General features: G+C 64.8%; 12 protein-coding genes and 2 pseudogenes. 9 read left to right on the forward strand and 5 right to left on the reverse strand.

Features of this window, described 5'->3' with window-relative positions:
• The first annotated feature begins 3 nt into the window (after window positions 1–3).
• Window positions 4–153 carry a hypothetical protein gene (locus ACRQ5B_RS07805; RefSeq protein ID WP_432398549.1) on the forward strand — a complete coding sequence of 50 codons (150 nt, stop codon included), beginning with the start codon at window positions 4–6 and terminating at the stop codon, window positions 151–153.
• Between the two features lie 50 nt (window positions 154–203).
• On the opposite strand, the pseudogene ACRQ5B_RS07810 reads toward ACRQ5B_RS07805, so the two are convergent.
• From ACRQ5B_RS07810 to ACRQ5B_RS07825, 4 genes and pseudogenes are all read right to left on the reverse strand, one after another.
• Window positions 204–669, reverse strand: a pseudogene (locus ACRQ5B_RS07810) (phage tail protein).
• Window positions 670–703: 34 nt separating this feature from the next.
• Window positions 704–1909, reverse strand: coding sequence for a putative lipid II flippase FtsW (gene ftsW, locus ACRQ5B_RS07815; protein WP_432398550.1), 1206 nt, complete (start codon window positions 1907–1909; stop codon window positions 704–706).
• A gap of 173 nt (window positions 1910–2082) precedes the next feature.
• A complete protein-coding gene (locus ACRQ5B_RS07820) occupies window positions 2083–2784 on the reverse strand; it encodes an SCO1664 family protein (protein WP_432398552.1) in 702 nt (233 codons plus the stop codon).
• A gap of 25 nt (window positions 2785–2809) precedes the next feature.
• The gene (locus tag ACRQ5B_RS07825) at window positions 2810–3412 is read right to left on the reverse strand and encodes an MSMEG_4193 family putative phosphomutase (RefSeq protein WP_432398553.1); all 603 of its coding nucleotides are present in this window, start codon (window positions 3410–3412) and stop codon (window positions 2810–2812) included.
• Between the two features lie 164 nt (window positions 3413–3576).
• Here ACRQ5B_RS07825 and ACRQ5B_RS07830 point away from each other — a divergent pair, with 164 nt between their 5' ends.
• Together ACRQ5B_RS07830 and ACRQ5B_RS07835 are read left to right on the forward strand one after the other, a co-directional pair.
• The gene (locus ACRQ5B_RS07830) at window positions 3577–4965 is read left to right on the forward strand and encodes a sigma 54-interacting transcriptional regulator (RefSeq protein ID WP_432398555.1); all 1389 of its coding nucleotides are present in this window, start codon (window positions 3577–3579) and stop codon (window positions 4963–4965) included.
• 24 nt (window positions 4966–4989) lie between these two features.
• Window positions 4990–6992, forward strand: a pseudogene (locus ACRQ5B_RS07835) (vWA domain-containing protein).
• Between the two features lie 21 nt (window positions 6993–7013).
• On the opposite strand, the gene ACRQ5B_RS07840 reads toward ACRQ5B_RS07835, so the two are convergent.
• A complete protein-coding gene (locus ACRQ5B_RS07840) occupies window positions 7014–7769 on the reverse strand; it encodes a DeoR/GlpR family DNA-binding transcription regulator (protein ID WP_432398557.1) in 756 nt (251 codons plus the stop codon).
• A gap of 190 nt (window positions 7770–7959) precedes the next feature.
• Here ACRQ5B_RS07840 and ACRQ5B_RS07845 point away from each other — a divergent pair, with 190 nt between their 5' ends.
• Genes ACRQ5B_RS07845 through ACRQ5B_RS07870 form a run of 6 tightly spaced genes read left to right on the forward strand, consistent with a single transcriptional unit; the run spans window position 7960 to window position 14386 of the window.
• Window positions 7960–9006, forward strand: coding sequence for a substrate-binding domain-containing protein (locus ACRQ5B_RS07845; RefSeq protein ID WP_432398559.1), 1047 nt, complete (start codon window positions 7960–7962; stop codon window positions 9004–9006).
• A gap of 60 nt (window positions 9007–9066) precedes the next feature.
• Window positions 9067–10581 (forward strand): sugar ABC transporter ATP-binding protein, encoded by a 1515-nt coding sequence (locus tag ACRQ5B_RS07850; RefSeq protein ID WP_432398561.1) that lies wholly within the window; start codon window positions 9067–9069, stop codon window positions 10579–10581.
• Window positions 10578–11684 carry an ABC transporter permease gene (locus tag ACRQ5B_RS07855; RefSeq protein WP_432398563.1) on the forward strand — a complete coding sequence of 369 codons (1107 nt, stop codon included), beginning with the start codon at window positions 10578–10580 and terminating at the stop codon, window positions 11682–11684. Before ACRQ5B_RS07850 ends, ACRQ5B_RS07855 begins: the two co-directional genes overlap by 4 nt.
• Window positions 11629–12702, forward strand: coding sequence for an ABC transporter permease (locus ACRQ5B_RS07860; protein WP_432398565.1), 1074 nt, complete (start codon window positions 11629–11631; stop codon window positions 12700–12702). The genes ACRQ5B_RS07855 and ACRQ5B_RS07860 overlap by 56 nt, the downstream gene beginning before the upstream one ends.
• A gap of 52 nt (window positions 12703–12754) precedes the next feature.
• Window positions 12755–13756 (forward strand): dihydroxyacetone kinase subunit DhaK, encoded by a 1002-nt coding sequence (locus ACRQ5B_RS07865; RefSeq protein ID WP_432398567.1) that lies wholly within the window; start codon window positions 12755–12757, stop codon window positions 13754–13756.
• A 3-nt stretch (window positions 13757–13759) separates the two neighbouring features.
• Entirely contained in the window at window positions 13760–14386 is a 627-nt protein-coding gene (locus tag ACRQ5B_RS07870; protein WP_432398569.1) for a DAK2 domain-containing protein, read from the forward strand.
• Window positions 14387–14480 lie beyond the last annotated feature (94 nt).

Below are 14480 nucleotides of genomic sequence, written 5' to 3' on the forward strand. Positions count from 1 at the left end.
GCGGTGGCCTCGCACCGGTATGACCTGGATGCCGCCGCGGCGTTGGGCCTGGGGACGGCCTTCGTCTCCCGGCCCGATGAATACGGGCCAGGCGGGCGCGCGGACCAGGCGTCCGACGGCGACTACGACGTCGTCGTGGATTCGGTCGAGTAACTCGCCGGGAAGCTCGGGGACTGAACCCCGCGGCGTCGCCAGCGCCCCCTCTAGTACTCGCCCTTGATGACGAAGTACGAGCCGCGGATGGTGCCGGCCAGCTTGGACTTCTGCCGGGCGAACTTGAACTTGTCCGCTAGTTCCTCCGGGACCTCCATGCCGTCCGAGAGCTTAAAACCCGACGGCCCGCTTGCCGCCCTCCTCGATGCTGTACATGACGTTGATGGACAGGCCCGATTCGTAGAAGACGTAGTCCATGCGCAGCCCGTCCACCTCGAAGCTGGTGGCCTCCAGCGGCCGGGACCCGATCACCAGGTCCCGCTCCTCCTTGAGGATCCGGGCCACCCGGTCCACGGTGTCCTGGGCCTCCGCGGCGGGGCTGACCGTGAAGGCGTGGCTGTACTTGGTGTGGTAGTAGCGGGCCTCGTTGGCGCGCAGCCCGGCCAGCGCCTCCGCCACGGGGGAGGATTCGAGCCCGACGGTGGACACGTCCTTGAAGTCGACGACGTACGGCATGGGTTTCCTCCTCGGTTAATCCTGTGTGGTGGGACTAGGGTAGCGCGGACGGCTCCCGGCCCTTCTGGGGAGACCTGGTGACGGCGAGGATCATGCCGATACCGGCGAGGGAGGACACCATCGCGGAGCCGCCGTAGGAGATGAACGGCAGGGGCACGCCGATCACCGGGAGTAGCCCGCTGACCATGGCGATGTTGATGACGGCCTGTCCGATGATCCAGGTGACGACGCTGCAGGAGAGCGCCCGGGCGAAGGTTCCCTCGGTCCGGGCGATGGTCTTGAAGATCGCGACGGCGAGGACGGCGAAGAGTGCCAGCACCAGCAGGGTGCCGGCGAACCCGAGTTCCTCACCCAAGATGGTGAAGATGAAGTCGTTGTGCGCCTCCGGGATCCAGTTCCACTTCTGCCGGCTCTGGCCCAGCCCGGTGCCGAACCAGCCACCGGAGGCCAGCGCGTACTGGCCGTTCAGCGCCTGATACCCGAGCCCCTGGGAGTCATCGGCGGAGCCGCCCCCGAGCCAGGACGAGATTCGGCCCATGCGGTTGCCGCTGGTGGCGGCGAGGATCAGCGCAGCGAAGGCCGAAACAGACCCCGCCACCCAGATGACCTTCATCGGGACGGCCCCGTAGTACAGGGTGGCGGCGAGGATGAGCATGACGACCATGGTGGTGCCGAGGTCATGGCCCAGGGCGACGAGTCCCATGATGATGCCTCCCACGGGCAGCAGGGGGACGACGGCGTGTTTCCACTGGCCGAGGAGCTTTTGCTTGCGGGTCAGGATGTCGGCGGCCCAGACGATCAGGGCGAGCTTGGCGAACTCGGACGGCTGCGCGGTGAACCCGCCCACGCTGAGCCAGTTGCGGTTGCCGTTGACCGTCATGCCCAGTGGGGTGAACACCAGAACGAGGGAGAGGACGGCGGTGATCAGCATGGGCCAGGCAAGCTTCCGGATGTGGTGCTCCCGCAGCCCGGCCAGGAACAGCATGAGCACGATCCCGGCTACGGTCCACATGCCCTGTTTCAGCGGAAGATCGTAGGGGTTGGCGCCGGCTGCGACGGATTCCACTGAGGAGGCGGAGGCCACCTCCACCAGCCCGATGGCGGCGAGCGTCAGCACCACGGCCAGGATGATGGGCCGCTGCCGGTCCGCGGGGTCGTCCCCGATCCAGGTGCGGATCCGGCCGGGTTCCCGCCGCGCGCGGACCGGACGCGGGTGGGGTGTCCTGATGAGGGTGCCCATCGCTGTTCTCCTTGATTCATGCCTGCCAAGCGGGGTGTCCCCGGCTTCCAGTTCGTGAACTCACGGTAGCGGGCAGGAACGGCAGACTATCCGGCGGCCGCCGTCGGCGATGGCGTACACGCCGTGAAACGGCTAACTCCCGGGCAATTCACTGCCGGGCACAGCGACGCAGCCTAGACCAGCGGCCAGGGGTACCGCATGCCGGTGCGGTCCACCGGGAGGGACCCGGCGAGCATCATCCGCTGGACGCGGCGCTGCAGAGCGGTGACCTCGTCGTCGTCGAGCAGCTCCGCCAGCTCGGCCGGGACAGCCTCGGCCAGCGGGGCGATATTCGCCAGCAACTCCTCCGGGATGGGTTCGCCGGCGAAGTCCCAGATCACCGTGCGGAGCTTGAACACGGCCGAGAAGCAGAGCCCATGGTCGATGCCCCAGATCCGGCCATCGTCGCCGCGGAGCACGTGGCCGCTCTTGCGGTCCGTGTTGTTGGCGACGAAGTCGAACAGGGCCATCCGGGCCAGTGCGGGATGCGTCTCCGGCTCATCCTCGAACAGGGTGAAGTAATGGTGCTGGAAGTCGCACTCGATGAACCACTGCAGCGAGCCGACACCCAGGGGAGCGTCCTCCCGGATCACCGTGTGCGGGATGAAGCTCCAGCCCAGCCACTCGCTCAGCAGATAGGCGGCACGCTCGCGCTTGTAGAGCCCGGGGTCGAAGTCGGAGAGCGGCCGTTCGCCTGACTCCGGCTTGTACACGGCGAAGTCCACCTCCTCGCCGAGGGACACCTGCACCAGGAACGTCTGGTTGCTGCTGCGCGGGATTACCCCCACCAGTTCGATGCTGCCCTCGGTCAGCAGGGTCAGTTCGCGGCCGGCCACGGTTCCACCCGCCCGGGAGTTGCGGTCATTCCGGCCTCAGCCCGCTCAGCGGCTCCGCCGTCGAGTTCACCATCAGCACCGCCGGGTCCTGCCCGTCCGTGTAGGAGATCGCGGACACGGACCCCGGGCTGATGTAGATGCGCTGGAACAGGTCCAGCGGGGTGCCCAGGGCATGGGCGACGGCGGCCTTGATGGGGTCCGCGTGCGAGAAGCAGACCACCACGCCGCCGGCATGGGCATCCCGTGCCCGCTCCATGGCCCCGACGATCCGGGCCTGCATCTCCGGGAAGCTCTCGCCGTCCGGAAAGCGGAACTGGGATGGGCTGTGCTGCACTGTCTGCCACTCCGGCAGGGCAGCCAAGTCCGAGATCGCCGCGCCGGTCCAGCCGCCGAAGTCGCACTCCAGCAGCCCCTCCTCGGCGGTGACGGCCAGTCCGCTGCGCGCCGCCGTCGGCTCCGCCGTTTCCCGTGCGCGCTCCATCGGCGAGGAGTAGAGGGCGTCCACCCGCAACCCGGCGAGCCGGTCCGCGACGCGTTCGGCCTGTTCCCGGCCGCGGTCCGAGAGGTGCAGCCCCGGCGCCCGGCCGGGAAGGACGCTGCCGGTGGTGGGCGTCTGCCCGTGCCGCACCAGCAGCAGGAGCGTCGCCGGACGCGCCGGGGCCGGGGAGTGGGGGCGTTGTCTGCGGTTGCGGTAGCCATCGTTACCAACCCTAACTTCCCGGCCGGGGGAAGCGCCGAGGTTTCTCAGGAAATCCCTCGATTACGCCCGGGGTGCAGGTCTACGGTGGAGGAGTGAGTGAACGCCCCGAGATCTACACCGTTGGTGAACTGCGCGCCTCCGGCCACGTCCAGAAGGACCTGCGCCGCGAGATCCGAGACAACCTGCTGGCAGCGCTCGCCGCCGGCCGGGACCCCTGGCCCGGCATGTTCGGGTTCAGCCGCACGGTCCTGCCGCAGCTCGAACGCGCCCTGCTGGCCGGGCACGACGTCGTCCTCCTCGGCGAACGCGGCCAGGGCAAGACGCGCCTGCTGCGCACCCTCGCCGGGCTGCTGGACGAGTGGTCGCCGGTGATCGAGGACTCCGAGGTGAACGAACACCCCTACGAACCCATCACCGAGCACTCCCGCGCCCTGGCGCTCACCGAGGGGGACCGGCTGCGGGTGGCGTGGCGGCACCGCTCGGAGCGCTACGTGGAGAAGCTCGCGACGCCGGACACCTCCGTGGCGGACCTGATCGGCGACGTCGACCCGATGCGGGTGGCCGAGGGCCGCCGCCTGGGCGACCCGGAAACTATCCACTACGGCCTGATCCCGCGCTCGAACCGCGGCATCATCGCCATCAACGAGCTCCCCGACCTGGCCGAACGGATCCAGGTGTCCATGCTCAACGTCATGGAGGAACGGGACATCCAGATCCGCGGCTACGTGCTCCGGCTGCCGCTGGACGTGTTGGTGGTGGCCTCCGCCAACCCGGAGGACTACACGAACCGCGGCCGCATCATCACCCCGCTGCGGGACCGCTTCGGCGCCGAAATCCGCACCCACTACCCGATCGAACTCGAGGACGAGGTGGCCGTCATTGAACAGGAGGGCCACTTGGTGGCGGCCGTCCCGCCGGTCATCCTGGAGATCCTGGCCCGCTACACCCGCGCGCTGAGGCAGTCGCCGGCGGTCAACCAGACCTCCGGTGTGTCCGCCCGGTTCGCGATCGCCGGTGCCGAAACGGTGGCCGCCGCCGCCCTGCGCCGCGCCAGCGTCCGCGGGGAGGACAACGCCGTCGCCCGGATCATCGACCTTGAGGCGGCCGTGGACGTCCTGGCCGGCAAGATCGAGTTTGAATCCGGCGAGGAGGGCCGGGAACAGGACATCCTGGACCACCTGCTGCGGATGGCCACCGCCGAGACAGTCCGGGCGCACCTGCACGGCATCGACCTCGGCCCGCTGGTGTCCGCTCTCGACGGCTCCTCGACCGTGACCACCGGCCAGCTGGTCACCGCCAAGGAGTTCCTGGACGGCCTGCCCTCACTCAACGGCTCAAGCCTCTACGACGAGGTGGGGGAGCGGCTGGGCGCCGACAACGACGGCCAGCGCGCCGCCGCCGTCGAACTGGCCCTCGAAGGTCTCTACCTCGCCCGCCGGATATCCAAGGACTCCGACGACGAAGCCACCATCTACGGGTAATTCCGTCCTGACAGGGGAGGCGCGATGAGCGCTCACAACCGCTCGCGGTACGGCCGCTACGCCGGCGGGCCGGACCCGCTTGCGCCCCCGGTGGACCTGACCGAGGCCCTGGACGCCGTGGCCGAGGACGTCATGGCCGGGTATTCGCCCCGGCGTGCCCTGCAGGAGTACCTGCGCCGCGGCGGCAGGAACCGGGACGGCCTGGACGAACTCGCCGGCCGCATCCAGCAGCGGCGCAAGGACCTGCTGGGCCGGCACAAGCTGGACGGGACGCTTGAGGAGGTCCGGAAACTGCTGGACACCGCGGTGCTGGAGGAACGCAAACAGCTGGCCCGCGACGTCCGGATGGAGGACACGGACCGGGCCTTCCGGGACATGCAGATGCAAAACCTGCCCGCCTCCACAGCCGCCGCCGTCAACGAGCTCTCCTCCTACGACTGGCAGTCCAGCACCGCGCGGGAGGCCTACGAGCAGATCAAGGACCTGCTGGGCCGGGAAGCCCTGGAACAGCGCTTCGCCGGGATGAAGCAGGCGCTCGAGGGCGCCACCGACGAGGACCGCGCCGCCGTCGCCGCCATGCTCGGGGACCTCAACGAACTCCTGGACAAGCACCGCCGCGGCGAGGACACGGACCAGGACTTCCAGGACTTCATGGCCAGGCACGGCGATTTCTTCCCGGAGAACCCGCAGTCCGTCGAGGAACTGATCGACGCCCTCGCCCAGCGCGCCGCCGCAGGGCAGCGGATGATGCGCTCCATGACCGCCGAGCAGCGCGCGGAACTGATGCAGCTCTCCGCCCAGGCGTTCGGTTCCCCGGAGTTAATGGCACAGCTGGGCCAACTCGACGCCAACCTGCAGGCGCTGCGCCCCGGCGAGGACTGGTCCGGGTCCGAGAGCTTCGAGGGCGAGGAAGGGCTGGGGCTGGGCGACGGGACCGGGGTGCTCCAGGACCTCGCCGAGCTGGACGAACTGGCCGACCAGCTGTCCCAGTCCTACAACGGGTCCAGCCTGGACGACGTGGACCTGGACGCGCTGGCCCGGCAACTGGGGCAGGACGCGGCGGTGTCCGCCCGGACGCTGGCGGAGATCGAAAAGGCCATGCACGACGGCGGGTTCCTGCGCCGCGGTGCCGACGGCGACCTCAGCCTGTCCCCGCAGGCGATGCGCCGGCTGGGCCGCTCCCTGCTGCGGGACACCGCGAAGCAACTCTCCGGCCGGCAGGGCCGGCGGGAGACCCGGGCGGCCGGTGCGGCGGGGAGCAGACCGGGTCCAGCCGTCCCTGGCAGTTCGGCGACGCCGAGCCGTGGGACGTCACCCGGACCATCACCAACGCCATCCGCCGCACGATCGGCGACGGCGGGGACCCGCGCCACGGGCTGCGCCTGGCCGTTGACGACATCGAGATCACGGAGACCGAGGCCCGCACCCAGGCCGCCGTCGCCCTGCTGGTGGATGTCTCCTTCTCGATGGCCGCTGAGGGCCGCTGGGTGCCGATGAAGCGCACCGCCCTTGCCCTGCACCACTTGGTTTCCACCCGGTTCCGCGGCGACCGGCTGCAGCTGATCAGCTTCGGCCGGTACGCCCAAACCATGGACATCGGCGAGCTCACCGCCCTGCCGGCGGTGCGCGAACAGGGCACCAACCTGCACCACGGGCTGCTGCTGGCCGGCCGGTTCTTCCGCAAGCACTCCTCCATGCAGCCGGTGCTGCTGGTGGTCACCGACGGCGAACCCACCGCCCACCTGGAGGCCGACGGCGAGTCCTGGTTCAACTGGCCGCCAGACGCCGAGACCATTCGGCTGACCGTGGCAGAGCTGGACCGGCTGGGCCGCGGCGGGGTCCAGGCGACGTTCTTCCGGCTGGGCGACGACCCGGGCCTGGAACGGTTTGTCGCCCGGATGGCCCGCCGGGTGGATGGCCGCGTGGTGGCCCCGGACACCGGGGACCTGGGCGTCGCCGTCGTCGGCGAATACCTCCGCGCACACTTCCGCGGCCGGCCTTTCAACGAGGAGGACTGGGCGACGTAGGGGGAGTCGGGCGGCGGCGGGCTAGGGGTGTTTCCGTGAGCTGGACAGTTTTGGTGCCCTGATTAGGGGTATTGGCCAATGGGCCGCCCTGATCGGGTCGATGCCCTCATCTGTTATTCCGGCCGTGAAGTCTTCGAATCCGAAGACCTTGAAGAGCGCTTCCCGCCCGAACTTTGAGCTGTCAGCCACGAAGAAGGCCTCGCCCGCCACGGAGCGCATCTTGCGTTTTAGCTCGATGGAGTAGCTGGAGCTCGCGTATATCCCGTCGTCCATCACGGCCCCCGCCCCGAAGACAGCAACATTCACCCTCATGTTTTCAAGTTGCTGAAGGGAGGCAGGACCCCACATCGATGTGCTGCCAGGAAGTAGTTCTCCGCCAATAAACACCAAGTTGATCCGGGGTTTACGCGAAATCTCGATCCCGACCAACAGGTCGTGGGTAACTACGGTCAGGCGGGAATGGTTGAGGTGCCGGGCGACTTCCAAGCAGGTGGTTCCGCTGTCGAGAAGAACGGTCTGATTTTCAAGAATGCGGTCGGCAGTGGCAGCTCCGATCGCTTCCTTTTCCTTTGATTCAAGTGGCGACACCCTCGCGGGGGAGGGCGCCTCAACGGGTGCGGCCCCGCCGTGCGTACGCCTGATCTTCTTCTCATCGGCGAGACGCTCCAAGTCGCGCCGAATGGTGGACCCGTCCACTCCGTATATCTGGGCGAGCGTGGTGACGCTTTGGAAGCCCTGTTCCTCTATGAGCTCGACGATCTCCTGGCGGCGCGACATCGGGCCCCTTTCTTAAGTCTGAGCTAAGGGTAGACCGACGCACGAATACGCGCAATATCTGCACATTGAGTCTCAAAATTGTGCAAATCTCTCGACAGTTGCGCGTATATGACTTAGCGTATGCACAGATCGGAGAAACCGATGCACGGATTCAGGCATCCGTAATGCGTGATCACAAAGGAGTGAATTGATGAAGCTTTTGCGCACATCAGCGTTTTTTGCAGCCGGCCTCTCGGCCATCCTCTTGACGGGATGCGGCTCCGTGAACGATAGCGCTGCCTCTAGCGCTGCTCCCGGGTCGAAGGGCGACACTAAGGCCTCGGACATGACCATGGTTACGGTGGTGAAGCTCAAGGGCATCGCTTGGTTTGACCGCATGGACGAAGGCGTGAAGAACTATGGCAAGCGCACCGGAATCGATACCCGCACGGAGGGCGGTGACGATGTCAGCCCAGAGAAGCAAATCAAGATCATTCAGGATCTGGTGGCTCAAAAGCCGACGGCTATTACCGTCGTACCCAACTCCCCCGAAGCGGTAGCCAACGTCCTGGCACAGGCCAAGGCCAAGGGCATCATCACCGTCGCACACGAGGCGACCGGCATCAAGAACGTAGACGTCGACATCGAAGCTTTCGACAACAAGGTCTACGGAGAAAAGATTATGAAGAGTCTTGGTGCCTGTATGGGTGGCAAGGGCGAATACGTCCAGTTCGTGGGCGGCCTGACGGCCAAGACCCACATGGAGTGGGTGGGTGCGGCCTCTGATTACCAAAAGGCGAATTTCCCGGACATGAAACGAGTCGAAGATCCGATCGAAAGCACGGATAACGAGGCTGCAGCCTACCAAAAGGCCAAGGAAGTTCTCGCCAAGCACCCCAACATCAAGGGCTTTGAGGGATCTGCCGGCAACGACGTTCCGGGCATTGCTCGTGCAGTCGAAGAGGCGGGAAAGGCGAAGGACACCTGCGTCATGGGAACGTCCATCCCCTCCGCGGCGAGCAAGTACCTCGCTACTGGCGGAATCGACAAGATCTTCTTCTGGGATCCCGCCCTCGCTGGCGAGGCGCAGCTTGAGATTGCCCGGATCCTGGCCACCGGCGGAAAAATTGAAGCCGGAACGGATCTCGGCATCAAGGGCTACAACAGCCTGAAGAAGCTGGACGGGTACGACAACGTATTCCTGGGCGATGCATCGATCGAGGCTGATGCCGAGACGGCTAAGCAGTACAACTTCTGATATTTCGGGGCGTGGGGCTGACAACGTGGTGCCCCACGCCCTATCGAAAGGGTTAGCAATATGACAAGTACTGCCCTCCATGGGCCGCCTCCTCCGATCCTCGAGGTGCGGAACATTGTCAAGACGTTCGGCGGCGTCGCAGCGCTAAGCGATGTGTCGCTGGATCTTCTCCCTGGTGAAGTGCTCTGCCTCGCTGGCGAGAACGGTTGCGGAAAGTCGACGCTCATTAAAATCATCTCAGGGGCCGAGCGGCCGGACTCCGGAGACATCATCGTGGACGGCCAGGCCTACCCGTCGATGGACCCCACGACGGCGATCAAAAGCGGCATCCAGGTCATCTACCAGGACTTTTCACTGTTTCCCAACCTGACCGTGGCCGAAAATATCGTCCTGACATCGGCAGTAGCGAGCCGTCAGCGGCTGCATAATTCTCAGCACGCCCGCCTCAAGGCCAGGTCAATAGTCGATGATCTCGGGTTGAGCCTCGACCTGGACTCTGACGTAGATAAGCTGTCCGTGGCCGATAAGCAACTGACCGCGATCTGCCGCGCTCTGGTCAGTGATGCGCGGGTACTCATCATGGATGAGCCCACAACTGCGCTCACACATACTGAAGTCGACCGACTCTTCGAGATCGTAGAACGGCTAAGAGCGAAAGGTGTTGGGCTGATCTTCGTTTCACATAAGTTGGACGAAGTGCTCAAGATCTCCCAGCGCGTCGCAATCCTGCGCTCTGGCAGAAACGTGATCACCAGTCCGGCCTCAAGCCTGGACCCCGGGGCCATCGCTCTGCATATGACCGGGCGGGAACTCGATGAGACTCGACACGTAAGTCAGCTGGACCCCTCCGCGGATATTGTCCTGGAAGTGAGCGGGTTGGGTCTCCAAGGTGCCTACGAAGACGTTTCGTTCAGTTTGAGGCGCGGAGAGATCTTGGGCGTGACCGGTCTACTGGGGTCCGGTCGCACCGAAATCGCCGAGTCCCTGTTCGGGGCGCTGATCCACGATTCGGGAAGCGTCAAAGTTGACGGCAACAGAGTGAGCATTCGTTCAATCCAGGATGCCATCGATGCAGGCATCGGCTATGTCCCTGAAGACCGCCTGACCCAAGGCCTGTTCATGGACAAATCCATTGCCGACAACATCATTGCCGGCTCCCCGGCGGAGCATAAGACCCGACTCGGAACTCTGGATCTCAGGGCTGTAAATCAGACTATTCAGCGCCTCTTCGAACGGTTGCGGGTAAAAGCTCCAAATGTCCAAGCACCCGTCCGCAGCCTCTCTGGAGGAAACGCACAACGTGTCGTGCTCGCAAAATGGCTAGCCCGGAAGCCGCGGATTCTGATGCTGAATGGGCCGACCGTCGGGGTTGACATTGGCTCCAAGGCAGAGATTCTCAACATCCTCCGTGCTGAAGCCGCAGACGGCATGGGCATCATCGTGATTTCGGACGATGCGCCCGAACTTGTGGCGTGTAGCCATCGCGTGCTTGTGGTCAGGCACGGCAGGATAGTCGAAACGCTCGAGGGCGACGACGTCGCGGTCGACACCATACGAGAGAAGGTGGCTGCATGACGCGCAGCAAGATGGGGCTCTTGGACCGCCTGGGGCGACTTCGGGGTGCCAACAACGAAGGCGTCCTCGCCGTCGTCCTTCTGGCCCTGGTTGTGGTCATGTCCGTTGCCAACCCGGTGTTCTTCACACTTCCGACGGCTTTCAGCATCCTCCGCAGTTCAATCGTTCCCTTGATCTTCGCCCTCGGCGTGCTGATGGTTATCATTTCTGGCGGTATCGACGTTTCCTTTGCTGCGATTGCCGTATTCGCCGCATACACCACCGTCCGAGCACTCGAGGCGGGTATGCCTGACTTTGGGCTAGTGGGCGTTTTTGTCCTCGCTCTGCTGATCGGTGCCTCGCTTGGTGCCATCAATGGCTTTTTGATCGCTAAGTTCCGGCTGCCGACACTGATAGTCACGCTCGGTACCCAGGGCATCTTCAAGGGCGCGTTGCTCACCTACGTTGGCTCCCGCTATATCGCCGACTTGCCGGGTTCCATGGCCCAGATTTCCACCTCGAACCTTGTTGAGGTGTCCACTGACAGTGGAAGCGCGTACCTCCACGTCTTGGTGATCCCGGCAGTGCTGCTAGCGCTGGGGCTCGCTTGGGTCTTGAAGAATACGATGTTTGGCCGGAGTATCTTCGCAATCGGCGGAGATGTGGAGGCAGCACGTCGGGCTGGCATTCGTGTGGTCCGGACCCAGATGATCGTTTACATCGTGGCGGGGACCATGGCGGCGATGGGCGGACTGATCTACGTGATTATGGGACGCAGCGCCAGCCCCCAGATTCTCGTTGGCAGTGAGCTGGACATTATTGCCGCCGTAGTCCTCGGCGGTGCCTCAATTTTCGGTGGGCGAGGCTCCGTGCTCGGAACTACTCTTGGCGTCCTGCTGGTACAGGTCATTTACAACAGCCTCATCCTCGCCGGCGTTCCCAGCGCATGGCAGCGGACTGCGGTGGGCGTCCTTCTGTTGGTCGGCGTTGGTGTACAGGCGCTGGCCTCGCGGCGACCCAGCCGGGCGAGGATCCTCGATGAAGCCCCCAAAAACAGGAAGTTGCGGCATGAAAATGGAGAACTCGGACGTGAAAAACCTGGGTCGCGTAAACGATTCCATTGACTCTGCATGGACCCGTATGCTGGAGCGGCTCAGCCCGCACGGCGGTGTCAGTCGGATGCTGGTTCTTCTGGTCCTCGCCTTTGCCATCTTCGCGGTCTTGAAGCCTTCCGTTTTTCTTAACGGAACGAACCTGCGCAATATTGCCCTCAACTCACCGGAGATCGGCGTGATTGCCATCGCCATGATGCTGGCGATGCTGACAGGGGGAATTGACCTGTCCCTGGTGGCGATAGCGAACATGGCGGCCATCACCATGTCGACCCTGTACACGGCCATCTCCGCCTCCAACCCCGCGCTGGCTGAGCAAGGATTCGTGCTGATAGTCCTTGCGGGCATAGCCGTCGGGGTCCTCGGCGGCTGCATCAATGGCCTCTTGATATCAGTCGTGGGAATCACCCCGATTCTGGCCACGCTTGGCACCCTCCAAATCTTCAACGGGATCGCCGTTGCGTGGACGGGAGGCAAAACACTGGACGGTACGCCTGCTGCGCTGACAGCTGTAGGCGCGTCGACGCTGGGCGGGATACCGACGCTCTTCTTCGTCTTTATCCTCCTGGCAGTGGCAGTCGGCGTCATCGTCAACCGCACCCCGCTGGGGTTGCGGATCCAGCTTCAGGGCGCGAACCCGACGGCGGCGCGGTACTCAGGGATCGGCCGGCGGAAGACGCTCATGAGCACCTACGTACTGACCGGTCTGCTCAGTGGCATTGCCGGGGTTTTCTTCATTGCCCGCAACCCCACTGCTTCCGCTGACTATGGGGCTTCGTACGTTCTGCTGGTCATCGTGATTGCCGTTTTGGGAGGCACTAACCCGAACGGTGGATTCGCGACGGTCTTCGGCGTCGTGCTGGCGACCCTGACCCTCCAAATCGTCTCAAGCGGTTTCACCGCCCTGCGGCTCTCTTCGTACCAGTACGCCATCGCCCAAGGCGTGATCCTAGTGGCGGTCATGGCAATCGACCAGGTCCGCTGGCGTCGGCGCCGTCGACGGCCGCAGCCGACAGCCCAGCCCGCTTAGTCCGGCCGCCACCAGGCAACCCAACCCGTGACTCGCAAACAGAAAGAAACCCGTGAAGAAAATTATTAACAAGCCCGAGGACTTCGTCGACGAGATGATCGAGGGGATCCTCCTGGCACACCCGGAGAAGCTGAAGACTCCCGGAGATGACCTGCGCATCCTTGTCCGAGCGGACGCGCCTGTTGCCGGCAAAGTCGGCATTGTGACCGGCGGTGGATCCGGCCACCTGCCGCTCTTCAAAGGCTACGTAGGCCAGGGACTTTGCTCCGGGGTGGCCATCGGAAACGTGTTCAGCTCGCCCAGTTCCCAGCAGTGCTTCGAGGCGACCAAAGCAGTCGACGGAGGGGCCGGCGTCCTGTATCTGTACGGCAACTACGGCGGCGATGTCTTCAACTTCGATCTGGCTGCCGATCTGGCCGAACTTGAAGATATTGAGACCCGCACTGTGGTGGGCCGGGACGACGTGGCCAGCCAGCCGAAGGACAATCGCTTGGAACGGCGAGGGGTCGCCGGGCTGATCTTCGCCTACAAGGCGGCGGGCGCCGCGGCAGAGCGCGGGGACAGCCTCGATGAGGTCGCCGCGGTCGCCGAGGATATTGTTGACAACACGGCAACAATGGGAATCGGGCTTTCCCCCACCATCCTCCCGACGACGGGCTCACTGAGTTTCGACCTGCCCGACGGCGAAATGGAAATCGGCATCGGAATCCACGGAGAACCGGGCATTCACCGCGGTGTCCTGGAACCCGCCGACGCTATCACCGAACGCCTCGTGGGCGCCCTGATAGACGATCTTGAGCTGACCGAGGGTGACCGAGTAGCAATTCTTGTCAATGGGATGGGCTCCACGCCACTTGAGGAGTTGTACGTCATGTACCGGCGCGCCCACCAGATTCTCTCTGAACGCGGCGTCACGGTCAGCAAGAACTATGTAGGCGAGTACGCGACGAGCCTGGAAATGGCAGGTGCCTCCATCTCGCTGCTGAAGCTCAACGACGAACGTCTGGCCCTGCTGAAGGCGCCGGCCGCATCGCCATTCTTCCTGGAGGTATGAACCATGCACTCGACAGAACTCGTCGCACAGATTCAGGGAAGCCTGAAAGAAGTCGTCAAATACGCCGATGAACTCCGTGACTTGGACCAGGCGCTCGGAGACGGCGACCTGGGCATTACGATCAGCCTCGGTGCCGGTGCGGTTATCGACGCCCTTGCGGAACTCCCCGCAACGGCTAGCCCCTCGGAGATCGCCCGGGCCTGCGCCAAGGCCTTCGCCAATGCCAACCCGTCCACGATGGCGGCCCTGGTCGCAGGAGGACTGCTCGCGGGATCGAAAGTCTGGAAAGATGTCGCCGACGTCGACGTCGCGGAGGCGGCCCGGTTCGTCCGTGCGGCCGGAGACAACATTGCCCAGCGCGGCAAGACTCAGCTGGGCGACAAGACAATTGTCGATGCGATCATGCCTGCCGCTGACGCGCTCGAGGCCAGTCAGAGTGGATCGGACGGCCTGGACGCTGCCATAGCGGCGGCGGAAAAGGCAGTCGTCGAAACGCGGTCCCTGCGTTCACGGCGCGGCCGTGCCGCCTGGCTCCAAGAGCGCAGCATAGGGCTGCAGGATCCAGGAGCGACGGCGATGTGGCGTTTCCTTGAGTCTTGGCGGGCCGCCGGGGCACTCGCGCGCTCCTAGGGAGGGAAGTACCTACTCATTCCGGGTTAGCCGGAGGATTAGAAACCCGCGTCGTATGACGGACGCGCTGGCGGCTGGTTCAGCCGCCAGCGCG

The organism is Pseudarthrobacter sp. L19, from assembly GCF_050859435.1.
GTDB lineage: Bacteria > Actinomycetota > Actinomycetes > Actinomycetales > Micrococcaceae > Arthrobacter.

Excerpts from the sequence above, each read along its gene's own strand:
- ftsW (WP_432398550.1), bottom strand. The coding sequence starts at position 1,909 with ATGGGCACCCTCATCAGGACACCCCACCCGCGTCCGGTCCGCGCGCGG.
- ACRQ5B_RS07840 (WP_432398557.1), bottom strand. The coding sequence starts at position 7,769 with ATGTCGCGCCGCCAGGAGATCGTCGAGCTCATAGAGGAACAGGGCTTC.
- ACRQ5B_RS07845 (WP_432398559.1), top strand. The coding sequence starts at position 7,960 with ATGAAGCTTTTGCGCACATCAGCGTTTTTTGCAGCCGGCCTCTCGGCC.
- ACRQ5B_RS07850 (WP_432398561.1), top strand. The coding sequence starts at position 9,067 with ATGACAAGTACTGCCCTCCATGGGCCGCCTCCTCCGATCCTCGAGGTG.
- ACRQ5B_RS07855 (WP_432398563.1), top strand. The coding sequence starts at position 10,578 with ATGACGCGCAGCAAGATGGGGCTCTTGGACCGCCTGGGGCGACTTCGG.
- ACRQ5B_RS07860 (WP_432398565.1), top strand. The coding sequence starts at position 11,629 with ATGAAAATGGAGAACTCGGACGTGAAAAACCTGGGTCGCGTAAACGAT.
- ACRQ5B_RS07870 (WP_432398569.1), top strand. The coding sequence starts at position 13,760 with ATGCACTCGACAGAACTCGTCGCACAGATTCAGGGAAGCCTGAAAGAA.